This is a genomic window from Enterococcus sp. 3G1_DIV0629 (assembly GCF_002141285.1).
Taxonomy (GTDB): Bacteria; Bacillota; Bacilli; order Lactobacillales; family Enterococcaceae; genus Enterococcus_B; species Enterococcus_B lactis.
This window is the reverse complement of sequence record NZ_NGLI01000001.1, coordinates 649,990-664,702: the sequence shown is the minus strand read 5'-3', so window position 1 is coordinate 664,702 and position 14,713 is coordinate 649,990. Positions and strand designations below refer to the sequence as shown.

Genomic DNA, 14,713 nt, shown 5'->3' with positions numbered 1-14,713 from the left:
ATGTCAGGAGGAAAGAAATGAACTTAAAAACAAAAGTATTCACATTATCTAGCATGTTGCTGTTGGCTGGGGTATTGAGCGCTTGCTCTCCCTCTTCAGATAAAGAAGCAGCTACACCTGCCAATTCGACGACCTCATCCACCAGCACGCATACAGTCACAGATACGCTTGGACATAAAGTCGACATTCCAAACGCACCTAAACGGATCATCGGTAGTTACTTAGAAGACTATCTGATTTCCCTAGGAGAAAAACCTATCGCCCAATGGACAGTGGGCAGTGGTTCTATCCAAGATTATCTGCAAGATGATTTGAAAGATGTTCCAACTATTTCTTATGATCTTCCTTACGAGAAAGTATTAAGCTTCGAACCTGACTTGCTGTTGATTTCTTCTTCCGCTACTGTCGAAGGTGGGAAATACGAGCAATATAGTAAAATCGCGCCAACTTATGTCGTAAAAAACGGAACAGACGTCACATGGGAAGAACAACTAAAAGATGTCGGCAAGGCTTTAGCAAAAGAAAAAGAAGCGGAAAAAGTCATTTCCGATTATCAAAAATCCGTCAAGAGCACTCGCGAAGAATTAGCAGATAAAATTGAGAACAAGACAGCTGCAGTGTTATGGGTGACCAACAACTCCGCCTTCATGGTCAGCAAAAATCGGTCAAGCGGTAGAATCGTATATGACGATCTAAAATTTGGTGTGCCTGATTTAGTAGAAGAAGTGTCCAAAGAAGCCACTTCTGACTGGTCTGCTGTTTCTTCGGAAAAACTAGCTGAATTAGATGCTGATTACATCATTCTTGTGAACAGTGATAAAGATGCTGCTATGTTCAATGAACCAAGTTGGAAGAATCTCAAAGCAGTGAAGGACGATCACGTACTGCAATTCGGACCTGAATCTAGCTGGCTATATAACGGACCTATTGCCAGTCAGGAAATGGTCAATGATATCAAAGAAAAGTTAAACTGATTTTAACTAAAAAAAGCATCTTCACGTTCATTCGCGAGATGCTTTTTTATTATTAAAAACTGAATACCGGATATTATTCTTCTTTTGAAACAACCCTATTTCTTACTCTTTCCCATTTTTGAAAACGATGGGCATATAAATTTTCCTGATCCGTTATTCCCTCGTGTTCCTCTATAAGAGCGAAGTCTGAAAAATCGATATCCCCAATATACGTATCTCCTTCAAACGTGCTATCAATCAATGTCCGCCAGATTCGACCGGTGTAAGGAAGAAGTTCTTGAAAAATCCGACTGCCACCCGAAACATAGATATCTTCTGAGATTGTTTGACTATACGCCAAAAGTTCATCGATTGAATGCATCGCTTCTGCATTTTCTTTCGTGCGAAAGTTCGGTTGCGTTGTCAATACGATGATATGGCGATAAGGAAGTGAGAGATCGCCCATTCCTTCATAGGTCTTTCTTCCCATCACTAAGATTCGATCCATTGTATGTTCACGAAAAAAACGCATGTCATTTGGCAATCGCCACGGTAGCAATCCATTTTTGCCGATCAGACCATTTCTATCTTGTGCCCACATTGAAATAAACATATCATCCGCTCCTTATGATTTTAGATGGTTTGAGATAAAAAAAGTCTCAATTCTTTGACCAGCAAGGAATTGAGAACTTTAAAAACATTATTTTGTTTCACGGTGCAAAGTAACTTTGCGTTCGCGTGGGCAATATTTTTGTTTTTCCAAACGATCAGGATTGTTACGTTTGTTTTTGCTTGTTAGGTAGTTACGTTCTTTACAAGAAGTACACTCTAAAGTGATGTTTACGCGCATGTTTTTCCCTCCCATTTTTACAAGAATCCTCTAAGATGACTCTCAGACTTGATTATCTTACCATGATTTTTTCTAGATTGCTAGTGTTTTTCACGATTTTGTTAAGTAAAACTACTTGACGATAAATACAACGGTTTTACTTCTCAAACAAAATCTTTTTCTTTTTGTATAAATACCCTTACACTTGTTTATATAGATTATGTTTTTTAATAAAGGGGGATACTAATATGCCATGGAACATGAAGGACTTTCCTGCATCAATGAAAAACTTAGATAAATTGACAAGAAAAAAAGCAATCGACATCGCAAATGCATTATTAGATGAAGGGTACCCTGATAGCCGTGCGATCCCAATTGCCATTGATCAAGCAAAAAAATGGTATGAAGATGCTAGTGAATCAGAAAAACGAACCTTCGAAAAAGAAAAAAATCCAAGCAAGACGGATGAACACGATACGAATCCTCGTGCCGGAAAACTTCTTGATTCAGATGTGATCGTAGAATATGAGGAAGAACAATGGATCGTGAAATCTAAAGGGGCAAAAAAGGCAAGCAACCATTTTGATACAAAAAAAGAAGCAATCGAAAAAGGAAAGCAAGTAGCTCAAAACAAACAATCAACTTTGATCATCTATAAAAAAGATGGGACAAAAGAAAAAGAAATCAGTTACTGAGCACTTAAAAAGAAGCATAGAAACAAGGAGATCATCTCACATGCTTCTATGCTTCTTCTCATATTGTTGTTTCTTTTTTATCAAACAGTCACATAGTCGATTGCTTCTGCTTGCGGAATCGTTTCATCGACAAAGTAAACTTTATACCATGTCAAGAAACTGAAGATCGTCCAGATTTTACGTTGTTCTTCTTTACGTCCTTCGTGATGGTCATCTAGCAACTTCATGATTTTTTCTTGATCAAAAAATTCTTTTGCAAAATCTGCTTCGAATAATGCTTTGACTTGTTCGTAGCCGTGTTCTTCTTTCAACCAAGCTTTGATTGGCACGGGGAATCCTAATTTCACCCGATTCGACCACTCTTCTGGAAGATGTTTGTTCGCAGCTTGTCTGAAAATATCTTTTGTATTGTTTTGATTCAACAAGAACTTACTTGGTATTTGTTGAGCCAATTTCATGACTTCGATATCCAGTAAAGGTACTCGGACTTCTAGAGAACTTGCCATAGAAAGTTTATCTGCCTTCAACAAAATATCTTTTGGCATCCATTGATGAAGATCGACGTATTGCATCTTATTGACTTCATCTTTGATTCCTTCTGTTTTCTCGTAATGAACAGTCATTATTTCATTCACAGACGGCGCTGTTTGATATTTTGGCGTCAACACTTCTGATGCTTCTGATTCTTCGAACACTCGAGCATGCCCGATAAAATATTCTTTTGCAGGCGCAAGTGATTCATATAAATGGATACGTCCATGGAAATTTTTCATTTTTCCGATTTTACGTCCTAAATTATAGCGCGTTCCTTTTGGCAATTTTTTCAATCCTTGAGCAATCACACGGATAAATTTTGAATTCGTGTGGAATCCATACGTTTGGTAGCCCGCAAATAGTTCATCTGCCCCTTCTCCTGATTGAACCACCCGTACACTTTGTGAAGCGAGATTTGCTAAAAAGTACAACGGCACGCAAGAAGGATTTGAGTCTGGTTCATCTAAGTGATACTGGATCAATGGGAATGCTTTAAAAGACATGTCTCCGTCAATTACAGCTGCCGTATTGTCTAAGTCCAATAATTCTGTTAGTTTTCTAGCTTCAATCGCTTCATTATAGGTTTTATCATCAAACCCGATTGAGAAAGAATGATCTGGTTTCAATACAGAGGTTACATAACTGGAATCGACCCCGCTGGATAAGAAAGAACCAACTTCTACATCGCTGATTGTATGTGCTTCAATAGAAGCTTGGACAGTTTCGTCGATTTTTTCGATCCATTCTTGTCGAGAATGCGTTTCTTTTGTTTCAAAATCAGCATCCCAATATTGTTGAATGTCCAGTTTTCCGTCTTTATACGTATAATAATGGCCTTCAGGCAAACGATAGACACCTTTGAAAAAGGTTTCACCGTTTAATGGAGAATATTGGAAAGTCATATAAGGTTTCAATGCTTCTTTATTCAATTCTTTATTAAAATCAGGATGAGGCAAAAAACTTTTGATTTCTGAACCAAACATAAATGTTCCGTTCATTTCTGCATAATAGTATGGTTTGATCCCAAAATGGTCTCTCGCGCCGAATAACTCATTTTTTTCATTATCCCAAATAGCAAAAGCAAACATTCCGCGGATTTTTTGCAATAATTCTGTTCCCCATTCTTCGTAACCATGCAAAAGGACTTCTGTATCTGCATGTGTTTGAAAAACGTGACCAGCTGCAATCAATTCTTCTCTCAAAGGCTGATAATTATAGATTTCGCCATTAAAAATAATGATCTTTGTTCGATCTTCATTGTAAATAGGCTGAGTACCGCCCTCTAAGTCAATAATACTTAATCTTCTGAATCCTAAAGCAACGTGTTTATCGATATATTCACCTGAACTATTAGGTCCACGGTGAACGATTCGATCCATCATTGTATTAATAATTGTTTTTTTGTTGTCCTTGTCGTTAACAAAACCTACAATACCGCACATTTAACTTTCACATCCTAATATAAAATTACTGTTTATTTCATCCATATGCATCTTATCATAGAATAAATAGCGGACGAATATTTTCTCTCTTACAGTTTCGTCACGTGAAAACAAAAGATGAAAGTTTCTGTTTTTACAGAAAATAAAGTCCCAATATCTAATTTACCATGTTTTCTTTTTTGAGGCTATCTTATTCTCTTCGTGTTAAAAAAATATTATTGGATGCTGTTCAAAAAATAGCCTCCAGACAAAAAGACACGACCGAAAGATCGTGTCTAATTATGACTATATAAGAAAATACGCAGCCAAAGAGAGCTCTTCATTCGCTCATTGACATAGTTGAATTGAAATTATAATTTCTTGGAATGATAGTAACTACTTCATTATAAGAAAACTCATAATCAAAATTCCTTCCAAAATAATGGTCTTTCGTTGCATAAGTGATCGCGATGCACATCGCTTTTCCCCTAAACCAAATCGTTTTTACACTTTTATCTTACATCTGGTATTTTTATATCAAAAGAAAAGTCCAAGGAGATTTATTTCCTAGCATGTATGAAAGATCGTACTCAGAGGGAGTCAAAAAATATTTTGGGCTAAAAATACAACAAAAAAGACACGATCGAAATCGTGTCTAATCGTTGATATATAAGGAAGGTACGGGATTTGAACCCGTGCACCACATTACTGCGGTTCGCCGGATTTCGAGTCCGGTGCATTACCACTCTGCCAACCTTCCGTAAGTACTATTTTTAAACTTTTTCCACGAAATGTCAAGCCTATTTCTAACAGATAAATAACAGAAACCGTTTTTTTACAAAAAAAGTCCATTGACAGTTTACAGCCAACGGACTTACCGATCAAATTCATAATGATAGAACACTATCTGATTGTTTCAGGATTATCTAGTGCTAAAATCGAGTCAATTGTCCGTTTGATCAGTGCGATGATTTGTTCTTCTGTTGGATGCATGATGTTTGATGACATCAATGATGCTAAGCCAGTCACCGCTACCCATGTACCAGTATGCAAGGCATCGATATAATCATCCGATAATTGATTGTATCTTTCATCTTCTTTGACTATTTCACGGAAATAGTTGTAAGAAAAATCATGCATTTTCTTTCCGTCCCCATGTTCATCAATGTACAATGCCATGTAAAGACTATGATGTTTCTTTGCAAAGTAGATATAGTTCAAACCGAGATCAATGATTTTATCACCCGTGCGCTCAATAGGGAAAACATCTTCTTTTAGTTGTTCAAAGATTGAATCCAATAACGTATTTTTCAAATCTTCCATGTTTTTGAATTCAAGATAAATTGGCTGAGTCGAAATCCCCATCTTTTTCGCAATGTTTCTCGCAGTAAATCCTTTAAACCCTTCCTTTGCAACAACATCATAAGCAGCTTTTAGAATTTGATCCTTGGTATAGACTTTTCTTCTCATTAAAACTCCCCCACTTCTTTACTGCAGTATATGTTGTTTTATTGTACCCTATTTTTAGTATTTTTTGCAAACATTTTACTCAAAACGTTATATTTTAAATTTTTTTCTCAGTCTTCTTTAACTTTTTTTGCAAAATTAAAAAAATTTGGTTAAATTCACTGGGTTCCCTTACATTTTTAGTTTTAACCTAAATGATAGTTGACCAAATCTTTCATTTCAAGTTATAGTTAAAGAAAACGAAAAAGAAGGTGTGTAATGGAAAACGAAACTGACGTTATTTATATTCATCCTCAAAAAAGAATCGTTTCACAGAAAAGAAAATATTTTTATCTTAGTTTTACAGGTGCTTTTTTTCTTTTTATTGGCTTAGTTTCTGGTACACCTGCTGCTAATTGGAGTGGACTACTGACTATTCTTACCTCGCCAAGCAATCTTCTGACAGATTATTTTGCTTTGGGTGGTTTTGGAAGCGCATTTATAAACGTTGGGATCTTGACCTTACTTTCTGTGCTTTTGGCTTACCGGCAAAAGGTGATTTTAAATGGCCCCTTATTCGCTTCGATTTTAACAGTTACCGGTTTTTCTTTTTTTGGCAAAAACCTTTATAATTCGATCTCGATCATTTTAGGTGTATACCTGTATGCTGTATTTGTCAATAAACCTTTTTCTCAGTATATTATGATAGGACTGTTCGGCAGCGCATTGTCGCCGGTCGTTAGTTACATTACTTTCGGTATGCGCTTTCCTTTGCTAGTAGGTGTTCTACTGGGCAATTTGGCCGGTATAGCAATTGGTCTTCTTCTTCCGCCATTAGCTGCTCAAACTTTAGTTTTCCATCGCGGGTTCACGCTTTATAATATTGGATTTACCTCAGGCTTGATTGCCATGGCTTTTACTGCTGTTTTGCGATTGTTCAGCTACTCGATCGTCGAGAATACATTGGTTTCCAATGAATATCATTCCCCTCTCGTCTGGATCATTTTCGGCTTTTTTTTGCTGACAGTCGGTTTTGGTTTCTATTATAATTCCTTTCGACTTTCGGGTATTCGAGAGATTTTCGATTCATCTGGAAAACTGACAACTGATTTCATTGCTAATTCTGGTATCGGTGCTACTTTGATCAACATGGGGCTAGTTGGTCTAATGCTTTCTTCTTATGTTTTGCTGGTTGGTGGTAAGTTAAATGGTCCTGTCATCGGTGCTATTTTATCTGCGGTTGGTTTCAGTGCTTTTGGTTGTCATTTAAAAAACAGTTTTCCGATACTAGTCGGAATCTTTCTTGCTTCTTTGTTTGGGACGTTTCATGAGATCACCAGCACCGGCATGCTCGTTGCCGCTGTGTTTGGGACAGGTCTCGCGCCCATAAGCGGTTTTTACGGCAGTTTTTACGGTGTAATAGCTGGTATGTTACATATTGCTCTTGTCCATAACGTCAGCACTTTGCACGGAGGACTCAATTTATATAACAGTGGTTTTTCAACTGGATTCGTTGCAGGTATCCTTGTACCGATACTAGATAACTTTACTGCTGTCAGAAAGGAAAAAAAGACACTTGGAAAAAGAATTATCAAAAAGAATCATCGATGAGCTTCTTACTTATCTATATTCCCACGAAATAACTGAAATACGTATTGGCGTAGAATTTGCTGAGGAGGGACTTTTCATAGAAATACAGGGCACAACAGAAACTCAGCCAGAAGATCTAGATGTACTTGCTGATTTGCTGAACAATCCTCGAGACCCAAGCATGGAAATCTACTATCAGGAGCTATTAGGTAATCCTCGACATGATCGGGAAGATTATCATCTGCTAGGTAGTTTGATTGACGATGTGGAAATCATGTATGCCCAGCCGATTATCAATATCAAGATTTTCCGGCGTGCTTCTCCTCGCCCCTATTATTAGCCTATTTTACAAAACAGCTTCATCCACCTAAAACAGCTCCTGAAAGTTCGATTAAAAATCTACTTTTAGGAGCTGTTCTAAGCTTGATATTATTGATTTTCCAATCCTTCGTATAGTTCATCTGTTACAGGTTCTAAAAACTCTGAATTACCAGCAGTGATCGCCAAATGTTCAAACCAACTATCTTTTGTCGCACCATGCCAATGTTTAATCCCTTTGTGCGTTACGACGACATCTCCAGCCATTAATCGTCTTGCTGGCTTTCCTTCTTCCTGATACCAGCCTTCTCCTCCGGTCACAAGTAAGATTTGATAGCCGTCTGTATGGACATGCCAGTGATTGCGACAGCCTGGTTCGAAAGTTACATTACCTACACCAACAGAAACTTCGGGATCGTTTACTAACATATTCAGATAGCTTTGCCCGGTAAATACTTGAGCGTATGCTTCGTTTTTTTCACCTGCTGGAAAAATCACGCCTTTTTGTATTTCTTCGTGTTTTGTCATCATTTACGCCTCTTTCTTATCTTCGCTATTTTCTTCTAGATAGATTTCTTTTGCTAAACTAAAAGCCGACCAAGCTTTTGGCCACCCTACATAAAAAGCTAAATGGGTAATGATTTCTGCTATTTCTTCACTAGTAATGCCATTTTGCTTGCCAATTTTCAGATGAGCCGGCAATTGTTCAAAATTCCCTCCTGATATTAAAGCAGATAGGGTGATGATACTACGCTGATGAGGAGATAATTCTTCTCTTGACCATACTTGTCCAAATAAAACATCGTCATTCAATTCTGCAAATTTTGGTGCAAACTCCCCCAATTGATCTCTTCCTGCGGTTTGTTTTTCTGCCATTTTTTTATTTCCTCCGTTCGTGATTGCTAGGTGATTCAAACACTGTTCTTAGCCTTCATCCTTATCTATTGTTTCTTCGCATTTTATTTTAAGCCCCATTTTTTAACCTGTCCAATGCTTAGTTTATTCCATCAGTATGCTTTCCAAGCATAATTGTTAACGTTTTCTATCTTTTTTCTATTTTTTGAAAAAACAAGATATTAAATAAGTCTTTAGTTGGATGTTTTTTTGAGATTATTCTTTTATACTTATAATGAACGTATGATGAACTTACAAAATTGTTTGTTTTCTGTCATCTTAAAAAGTGGCGCAGACAGTTGCTTTTCTAGTAAAGTATAGATATCAAAGAACCTCTAAGGAGTTGATGAATAATGAATATTGCTGCCTCTCGAAAACTGATAAATTTCATTTCTATTATCGGATTAGGTCTATCAATCGCACTGACGATTTATTTTATTAATTTAGGTGTTTTCAAAGATTTGAATGCTTTAAGAGGATTAGTAGGTGATTCGATCATTTTAGGTCCGGTCATTTTTATCTTCATCCAAATCTTGCAAGTGGTTATTCCAATCATTCCTGGAGGAATCAGTACTGCAGCGGGTGTCCTGATATTTGGTCCTTATGCTGGCTTTATTTACAACTATGTTGGAATCTGTATTGGTTCGATTATTATTTTTCTTCTAGGAAGACGTTACGGAAAACCATTCATTCTTTCCATGATCAGCGATAAGACCTATAACAAATATATTGGCTGGTTAGACAATCAAAACCGCTTTGAGAAGCTGTTTGCTCTAGCTATTTTTCTTCCGGTTGCTCCGGACGATGCGTTATGTTTGATGGCTGGATTGACAAACATTTCAGTGAAGCGATATACACTGATTATTTTGATTGCTAAACCACTATCGATTTTCTTATATAGTATGGCTTTGATTTATGGAGGACAATATCTAAGTGGTCTTCTTGGTTAATATTTATTTTGCAAAATCAGTTATTGATTGATTACCAATGTTAATTCTGGGAAAGGGTCTGCAAGATACATTGCGCCCTTTCCTTTTTCATTGGATTTGCGCTACAATGTGAAAGTAGGTGATAGGATGAATTATTTGAAACGTAGCTTAGGCAACGCGTGGGATTTTTTGAAAGGAACACAAGCTTATTTCCGTGATGTCTTGCTGATGCATGGCTTTATTTTATTTATTTGTTTACCCTTATTGAGCAGTACGACTCGTTTTATTTTGCACCGAGGAGCGATTGACTATTTGTCTTATGACAATATTCCTTTGATTTTCTCTCAGCATCCTGGAGTTCTGCTGTCGTTAATCGCCGTTTTACTGACGATTTTACTATTGGTTTATTTCGAATTTGCATTTCTTTTGATGAGCGTCTTTTTTATTAAAAAGAAAGAACCGGTTTCTTTAAAGCAGCTCTTGCACTTGACGATACTTCAACTGAAGAAAGTGAGACCTATTACTTTTTTGTTTTTTCTTGCTTATTTTTTATTGATTCTACCGATCAGCGGGTTAAGTTTCAATTCTGATTTACTGTCAAAAATAAAAATCCCTGCTTTTATCATGGATTTTATTTTTGCTAACCGCTGGATCGTCGTCAGTTCCTTTTTACTCGTTTACATTTTTCTTGGCTATATTGGGATTCGTTTGATTTTCGCTTTACCTGAAATGATTTTACGAGATCGACCTTTTCGAGCATCCATTCGAGAAAGCTGGTTGCTGACCAAATCACGTCTTTTTGCCATCATGGGGCAATTTATCGTGATTGGCGGTACAATTTTACTTCTTTCTTCTTTAGGATATATCGTTGTTATTTTGGCACAAAGTGTTGTTGAAGAATTTTTCCCGAATTACGCATTGATCAGCGCTGTATTTGCGATGACGCTTTTACAAGGAATTTTATTATTCAATATCGTGATGTCTACTGTAGGAATTTTTTATATCATCGTTGATTTCATGGATGACGAAGGTTTCTTACCAGAGATTCCCAAGTGGTTTACGCCGCAAACACCCAACGTGCGTTTATCTGCGCTGAAAAACACTGGTTTGACCCTTTTTGCAGTTTTTTTCGGTATTGGCGTTTGTCTTTACAATATGGATTATCTGACTTCGGCAGTTCAGACAAAACCAGTGACTGTATCTCACAGAGGTGTAAGTACGCAAAATGGGGCGCAAAATACTTTAGAAGCACTTGAAAAAACAAGCAGAGACTATCATCCTGATTATATAGAGATGGATGTGCAGGAAACAAAAGATGGCCGTTTCGTAGTGATGCATGATGCAAATCTTCGTCACTTAACAGGGGTAAATCGAACACCACAGGATTTGACATTGAAAGAATTGACAAATCTTACGGTTACTGAAAATGGGTTCCAAGCCCCTGTGTGTTCTTTTGATTCTTATTTAGAAAAAGCGCATGAATTGAACCAAAAATTACTTATTGAGATCAAGACCTCTAAAAAAGATTCGGATGACCTGGTCGAACGATTTGTTCAGAAATACCGCAAAGCGATCTTAGAGAATCATCATATTTTGCAAAGTTTGACGTACCAAACTGTTTCTGATTTAAAAGAAGCAGAACCAAACTTTTATGTGGGCTATATCTTGCCTTTCAATATCGTTGGACCTCCTGTGACGCCTGCTGATTTTTTGACAATGGAGTATAGTACGATCAATCGTAACTTCATTAATTCTGCCCATCAAGATGGAAAAAAAGTATATGTATGGACAATCAACGATTCAGATGCTATGAGTCGCATGATGTTTTATGGTGTGGATGGTATCATAACCGATGAGATGGGACTACTAAATGAAAGTGTGAAACAAACAGATGAAGAAATCACTTATTCAGACAAGCTACTAAATTTTGTTTTGGGTGTTGGCTAATCAAAAATAGTTGATGAAATAAGCCTTTATACAACAAAAAACGCATGACCTGCTATCGCAGGTATATGCGTTTTTTGTTTGACATTCATAACGTGTCCTTAACTTTCTCTTGATTCCTTCATCGCACGAACAATAGCTAAAATAGCAGGAATTGCAGAGATCACTGCAAGAATAATTCCCATTTTCCCTGAACTTTTTCTTTTTGGCATATCTTCTCGCTCCCTTCTGTCTTTATTTATATTATAAGGGAGTTCTTGCGAATTCTCAAAAATACTGTTTAAGAAACCAATTCAGCAGGTGCACTAATATCACAGAATTTTACGAGCATGCGGTACTTGCTTTCATGGATGATTGGATGGTCTCGTTGGTCATAACTTTCAACATACACGACAGCCGTGTTGTTATATGTACGTTCAATACAGCCGATTAGTTCGTGAGATACGCCAATCGGTTTGCATATATAAGTTCTTCCTACTTCTGCTTTTACCATTTCATTCCCTCTTTTCTTTGTTTTTCTTTATTTTATAATAACAAATCTCCCTCCATTTGAAAACGTTTTATTCCGCTTTTTTATTTTTATTTGATTTATTTTTTACTTTTTAGATAACTATTTTCTTATCATAATTCTAGATGTTGTGACAAAAACGTTTGTTTATATTCTTATGTTGTTCGTGTGTTCTTTTCATTATCCTGCTAAATTATTTACAAGGGGGTGAGCATATGATCTATATCCAAGCAATAGTCTTTGTAACGTTGATGGTTGGACTACTTATTGGCTTGAAAGAAAACAGCTGATTGATTTAAGAAAAAGTAAACAAGAAAAGTGATAAATGCTTTTTAATTGCATGAAAAAACGGACGATGCTAAACTTGTTACAGGTTCGAAAGTTTAAAGGAAACTTTCAAGAACTGAATTACATTACAAAGGAGATGAATTTTATGACGTTTACAAAAACAAATATGCAATACCGCGTAGCCTTTGATACAACTTCTAACCGTTTTATGGCGATTGATGCACAAAACGAAAATAACGTTGCGTTTGGTATTACAATTGAACAAGCAGTCCGAGCATTAAATGAATCTAGATAAGGAGTGACCCATTCCAAATGGCGACTGATGAGATCTCGGAAAATCAATAAAAGACGTTTGTAACGGTGATCCGCGACAGACGTCTTTTTGTATTTTTTACATACATTTGGTCATTATATCTGTCATTACCTCTTGACCTAAATAAAAATATAAGTTTTAATATCAATTATCGTCGCTTTTTATGACAATATTGTTAGCTGTTTCGATGATGATATTTTGTTATGATCTGTATAATATTCTATAGAATAAAAATAAAAAAGGAGAATTTTCATGAAAAAAATTTTAGGGTTGATCGTTATCGTATTGATTGCTTTTATAGGTTGGAAAGGCTGGGAATACTATCAGTCTACTTATGTAGGAAAAGATTATTATGCAGTAATCAAAGCACCAATGCCTGCAGAAACTGATATTAAAGCAGATAATGGAGAAGTAATTGGAAAAGGGTTTAAATATAACGTAGATGCGTATGCTGAAAACGGTGAAAAAAGACAATTGGATTTTGATGTCATTACTTCTGGCGACTCTGCTAATGGTTCTGCTTATCCTGAAGGAACGATCTTGCAGTTGAAAGCAAGCGAAAAGCGAATTATAGAGAAAAAAGTAATCACTAGCGATAAAGTACCTTCATCTATAAAAGACAAATTAGGGCTATCTTAAGATTAAGAAACTATCGTAAAAAAGCACTCGATTTGAGTGCTTTTTTGTTTGTCGATTTTAGAAAACAAAAAAATAGAATTGGTCTTCGAAGTCACTTTCCTGTTCTTCCAGTCCTTAACCAAAGAACAAGGCAATGAATCGATTCCCATACAAACAAGGGGATGTGACAAAATTCTTGTCACATCCCCCTTTTTCCGAATAAACGGTGCTAATATGTGTTATGTACCTAAATGGGTACCAGTTTTCATTTTGAAGCGAACATGTTTCTATCACTGATTTTTTAAATCTAGCGAAAACCCCTTATTTTAAAGGCGTTCGTTCAATTCTTTCGCAAGGTCTTCAAAGCCTGGTTTGCCTAGAAGTGCGAACATGTTTTTCTTATATCATATATACATTTTTTACTTTTTTTCTCTTTTATACCGTTATAAAACGCTGAAATATCAGCATTTTATCTATCTCCTGCTTTTTCTATTTTTTCTGATTTTTAATATCACTATCACCAAAACTATCACTAGTTTTTCTATTATTTTTACTTTTTTATATGTATATTGAAACAGGAGTTAGAAAAATTAATAGAAGAACGAAAAAAGTCCTCAACCAAATTTAATTGTCTGGGGTCTTTTTATAAAAAGAAATGCATATTATCGTTTAGATATTGTCAATACATATTCAGGAAAATCTATTTTAGGGTTTACAATAGGAACGTTTGTTCGTATACTCTTTTTGAGGTGAACTTTATATGTTAATGGAAGGAAAAACACAATTATGGTTTAAATTTGATCCTTCGAATAGATTTGTCAAAGATTTTTATAAGGTGTGGGATTCAGAAGTTTTCTTTTTAGCAATCGAAGATAGCTTATTAATCAATCTCTACTATTCTAATAAGAACTACTTTAAAATTCCTGCTGCGAAAACTAGAATGAAGAAAGATGTATATTTTTTGTTTGATATCGTGACTGACGTGCCAGACGCACGGAGCGATCATCGGCGTTATGACTATATAAAGTATACTTTCGTTGATCCAGAAAGGTATATAGATTAAAATAAGTTACCTAAAAAGGACAAATACAAATTTTATTATCTTATTTATAGTAAGAAGATAATTTTAAGATTGCGAAATACGATACTATTTGTAATCTATAGTATCAGTCCTATAAAATAAACATCTAATTAATTACTCTAAATCCTAATTATAAGCCTTTTTTCTCACTTTTTTTCAAAAATATGGTATGCTTCTTAGTGAATTCAAATATAAAAGAGTTTAAAGCGTAATACACTTATGGGGAAGTGGTTTGGGGTGCGCTTTAAACTCTTCTTTATTATTATCTCACAGCATACTTAAAAGGTCTATGGATTAAGTTATGTAAAAAAGTGCCTCTTTAAACGTCCTAAAATCCAAAAAAGAATAGCAT

General features: G+C 35.9%; 16 protein-coding genes, 1 tRNA gene and 1 pseudogene. 9 read left to right on the top strand and 9 right to left on the bottom strand.

What is annotated here, in order from left to right:
* The first annotated feature begins 17 nt into the window (after window positions 1–17).
* Window positions 18–974: an ABC transporter substrate-binding protein gene (locus A5816_RS03460; protein ID WP_010732392.1), complete on the top strand. Its 957-nt coding sequence runs from the start codon at window positions 18–20 to the stop codon at window positions 972–974.
* A gap of 73 nt (window positions 975–1,047) precedes the next feature.
* Here the strand turns inward: A5816_RS03460 and A5816_RS03455 are convergent, their stop codons facing one another.
* Together A5816_RS03455 and rpmG are read right to left on the bottom strand one after the other, a co-directional pair.
* Window positions 1,048–1,566, bottom strand: coding sequence for a dihydrofolate reductase (locus A5816_RS03455; RefSeq protein ID WP_086310718.1), 519 nt, complete (start codon window positions 1,564–1,566; stop codon window positions 1,048–1,050).
* Window positions 1,567–1,653: 87 nt separating this feature from the next.
* Complete coding sequence (gene rpmG, locus A5816_RS03450) at window positions 1,654–1,818, bottom strand: 50S ribosomal protein L33 (protein ID WP_002320810.1); 165 nt, start codon at window positions 1,816–1,818, stop codon at window positions 1,654–1,656.
* 212 nt (window positions 1,819–2,030) lie between these two features.
* Here rpmG and A5816_RS03445 point away from each other — a divergent pair, with 212 nt between their 5' ends.
* Window positions 2,031–2,477 carry a DUF2188 domain-containing protein gene (locus A5816_RS03445; protein WP_002338848.1) on the top strand — a complete coding sequence of 149 codons (447 nt, stop codon included), beginning with the start codon at window positions 2,031–2,033 and terminating at the stop codon, window positions 2,475–2,477.
* Between the two features lie 80 nt (window positions 2,478–2,557).
* On the opposite strand, the gene asnB is transcribed toward A5816_RS03445, so the two are convergent.
* From asnB to A5816_RS03425, 4 genes and pseudogenes are all read right to left on the bottom strand, one after another.
* A complete protein-coding gene (gene asnB, locus A5816_RS03440; RefSeq protein ID WP_002335776.1) occupies window positions 2,558–4,453 on the bottom strand; it encodes an asparagine synthase (glutamine-hydrolyzing) in 1,896 nt (631 codons plus the stop codon).
* Between the two features lie 343 nt (window positions 4,454–4,796).
* Window positions 4,797–4,910: pseudogene (locus tag A5816_RS16020) on the bottom strand (linear amide C-N hydrolase); the annotation flags it as partial.
* Window positions 4,911–5,104: 194 nt separating this feature from the next.
* Window positions 5,105–5,192 (bottom strand) — tRNA-Ser (locus A5816_RS03430).
* A gap of 143 nt (window positions 5,193–5,335) precedes the next feature.
* Window positions 5,336–5,902, bottom strand: coding sequence for a TetR/AcrR family transcriptional regulator (locus A5816_RS03425; RefSeq protein ID WP_002308856.1), 567 nt, complete (start codon window positions 5,900–5,902; stop codon window positions 5,336–5,338).
* Between the two features lie 255 nt (window positions 5,903–6,157).
* On the opposite strand from A5816_RS03425, the gene A5816_RS03420 reads away from it, so the two are divergent.
* Both A5816_RS03420 and A5816_RS03415 read left to right on the top strand, forming a co-directional pair.
* A complete protein-coding gene (locus A5816_RS03420; protein ID WP_002338850.1) occupies window positions 6,158–7,489 on the top strand; it encodes a DUF1576 domain-containing protein in 1,332 nt (443 codons plus the stop codon).
* Complete coding sequence (locus A5816_RS03415; RefSeq protein WP_002338851.1) at window positions 7,455–7,808, top strand: hypothetical protein; 354 nt, start codon at window positions 7,455–7,457, stop codon at window positions 7,806–7,808. The genes A5816_RS03420 and A5816_RS03415 overlap by 35 nt, the downstream gene beginning before the upstream one ends.
* 89 nt (window positions 7,809–7,897) lie before the next feature.
* Here A5816_RS03415 and A5816_RS03410 read toward each other — a convergent pair whose 3' ends face one another.
* A complete protein-coding gene (locus tag A5816_RS03410) occupies window positions 7,898–8,317 on the bottom strand; it encodes a cupin domain-containing protein (protein ID WP_010732335.1) in 420 nt (139 codons plus the stop codon).
* Window positions 8,318–8,662, bottom strand: a complete 345-nt coding sequence (locus A5816_RS03405) for a carboxymuconolactone decarboxylase family protein (RefSeq protein ID WP_010732334.1) — start codon at window positions 8,660–8,662, stop codon at window positions 8,318–8,320.
* A gap of 371 nt (window positions 8,663–9,033) precedes the next feature.
* Between A5816_RS03405 and A5816_RS03400 the strand changes: the two genes are divergently transcribed.
* Together A5816_RS03400 and A5816_RS03395 are read left to right on the top strand one after the other, a co-directional pair.
* Window positions 9,034–9,630 carry a TVP38/TMEM64 family protein gene (locus A5816_RS03400; protein ID WP_002329369.1) on the top strand — a complete coding sequence of 199 codons (597 nt, stop codon included), beginning with the start codon at window positions 9,034–9,036 and terminating at the stop codon, window positions 9,628–9,630.
* 126 nt (window positions 9,631–9,756) lie between these two features.
* The gene (locus tag A5816_RS03395) at window positions 9,757–11,556 is read left to right on the top strand and encodes a glycerophosphoryl diester phosphodiesterase membrane domain-containing protein (RefSeq protein WP_038398723.1); all 1,800 of its coding nucleotides are present in this window, start codon (window positions 9,757–9,759) and stop codon (window positions 11,554–11,556) included.
* Window positions 11,557–11,833: 277 nt separating this feature from the next.
* Here A5816_RS03395 and A5816_RS03390 read toward each other — a convergent pair whose 3' ends face one another.
* Complete coding sequence (locus A5816_RS03390; protein ID WP_002329372.1) at window positions 11,834–12,046, bottom strand: hypothetical protein; 213 nt, start codon at window positions 12,044–12,046, stop codon at window positions 11,834–11,836.
* Window positions 12,047–12,494: 448 nt separating this feature from the next.
* On the opposite strand from A5816_RS03390, the gene A5816_RS16210 reads away from it, so the two are divergent.
* The 3 genes from A5816_RS16210 (at window position 12,495) to A5816_RS03365 (ending at window position 14,343) form a co-directional block, all read left to right on the top strand.
* Window positions 12,495–12,644 carry a hypothetical protein gene (locus A5816_RS16210; RefSeq protein WP_002293931.1) on the top strand — a complete coding sequence of 50 codons (150 nt, stop codon included), beginning with the start codon at window positions 12,495–12,497 and terminating at the stop codon, window positions 12,642–12,644.
* Between the two features lie 270 nt (window positions 12,645–12,914).
* Window positions 12,915–13,301 carry a YxeA family protein gene (locus A5816_RS03380; protein ID WP_086310716.1) on the top strand — a complete coding sequence of 129 codons (387 nt, stop codon included), beginning with the start codon at window positions 12,915–12,917 and terminating at the stop codon, window positions 13,299–13,301.
* A 739-nt stretch (window positions 13,302–14,040) separates the two neighbouring features.
* Window positions 14,041–14,343, top strand: coding sequence for a DUF5960 family protein (locus tag A5816_RS03365; RefSeq protein WP_038398716.1), 303 nt, complete (start codon window positions 14,041–14,043; stop codon window positions 14,341–14,343).
* The last annotated feature ends 370 nt before the right edge of the window (window positions 14,344–14,713 follow it).

Coding starts and splice junctions, on each gene's coding strand:
- A5816_RS03460 (WP_010732392.1), top strand. CDS start 18: ATGAACTTAAAAACAAAAGTATTCACATTATCTAGCATGTTGCTGTTG.
- A5816_RS03455 (WP_086310718.1), bottom strand. CDS start 1,566: ATGTTTATTTCAATGTGGGCACAAGATAGAAATGGTCTGATCGGCAAA.
- rpmG (WP_002320810.1), bottom strand. CDS start 1,818: ATGGGAGGGAAAAACATGCGCGTAAACATCACTTTAGAGTGTACTTCT.
- A5816_RS03445 (WP_002338848.1), top strand. CDS start 2,031: ATGCCATGGAACATGAAGGACTTTCCTGCATCAATGAAAAACTTAGAT.
- asnB (WP_002335776.1), bottom strand. CDS start 4,453: ATGTGCGGTATTGTAGGTTTTGTTAACGACAAGGACAACAAAAAAACA.
- A5816_RS03425 (WP_002308856.1), bottom strand. CDS start 5,902: ATGAGAAGAAAAGTCTATACCAAGGATCAAATTCTAAAAGCTGCTTAT.
- A5816_RS03420 (WP_002338850.1), top strand. CDS start 6,158: ATGGAAAACGAAACTGACGTTATTTATATTCATCCTCAAAAAAGAATC.
- A5816_RS03410 (WP_010732335.1), bottom strand. CDS start 8,317: ATGATGACAAAACACGAAGAAATACAAAAAGGCGTGATTTTTCCAGCA.
- A5816_RS03405 (WP_010732334.1), bottom strand. CDS start 8,662: ATGGCAGAAAAACAAACCGCAGGAAGAGATCAATTGGGGGAGTTTGCA.
- A5816_RS03400 (WP_002329369.1), top strand. CDS start 9,034: ATGAATATTGCTGCCTCTCGAAAACTGATAAATTTCATTTCTATTATC.
- A5816_RS03395 (WP_038398723.1), top strand. CDS start 9,757: ATGAATTATTTGAAACGTAGCTTAGGCAACGCGTGGGATTTTTTGAAA.
- A5816_RS03390 (WP_002329372.1), bottom strand. CDS start 12,046: ATGGTAAAAGCAGAAGTAGGAAGAACTTATATATGCAAACCGATTGGC.
- A5816_RS16210 (WP_002293931.1), top strand. CDS start 12,495: ATGACGTTTACAAAAACAAATATGCAATACCGCGTAGCCTTTGATACA.
- A5816_RS03380 (WP_086310716.1), top strand. CDS start 12,915: ATGAAAAAAATTTTAGGGTTGATCGTTATCGTATTGATTGCTTTTATA.
- A5816_RS03365 (WP_038398716.1), top strand. CDS start 14,041: ATGTTAATGGAAGGAAAAACACAATTATGGTTTAAATTTGATCCTTCG.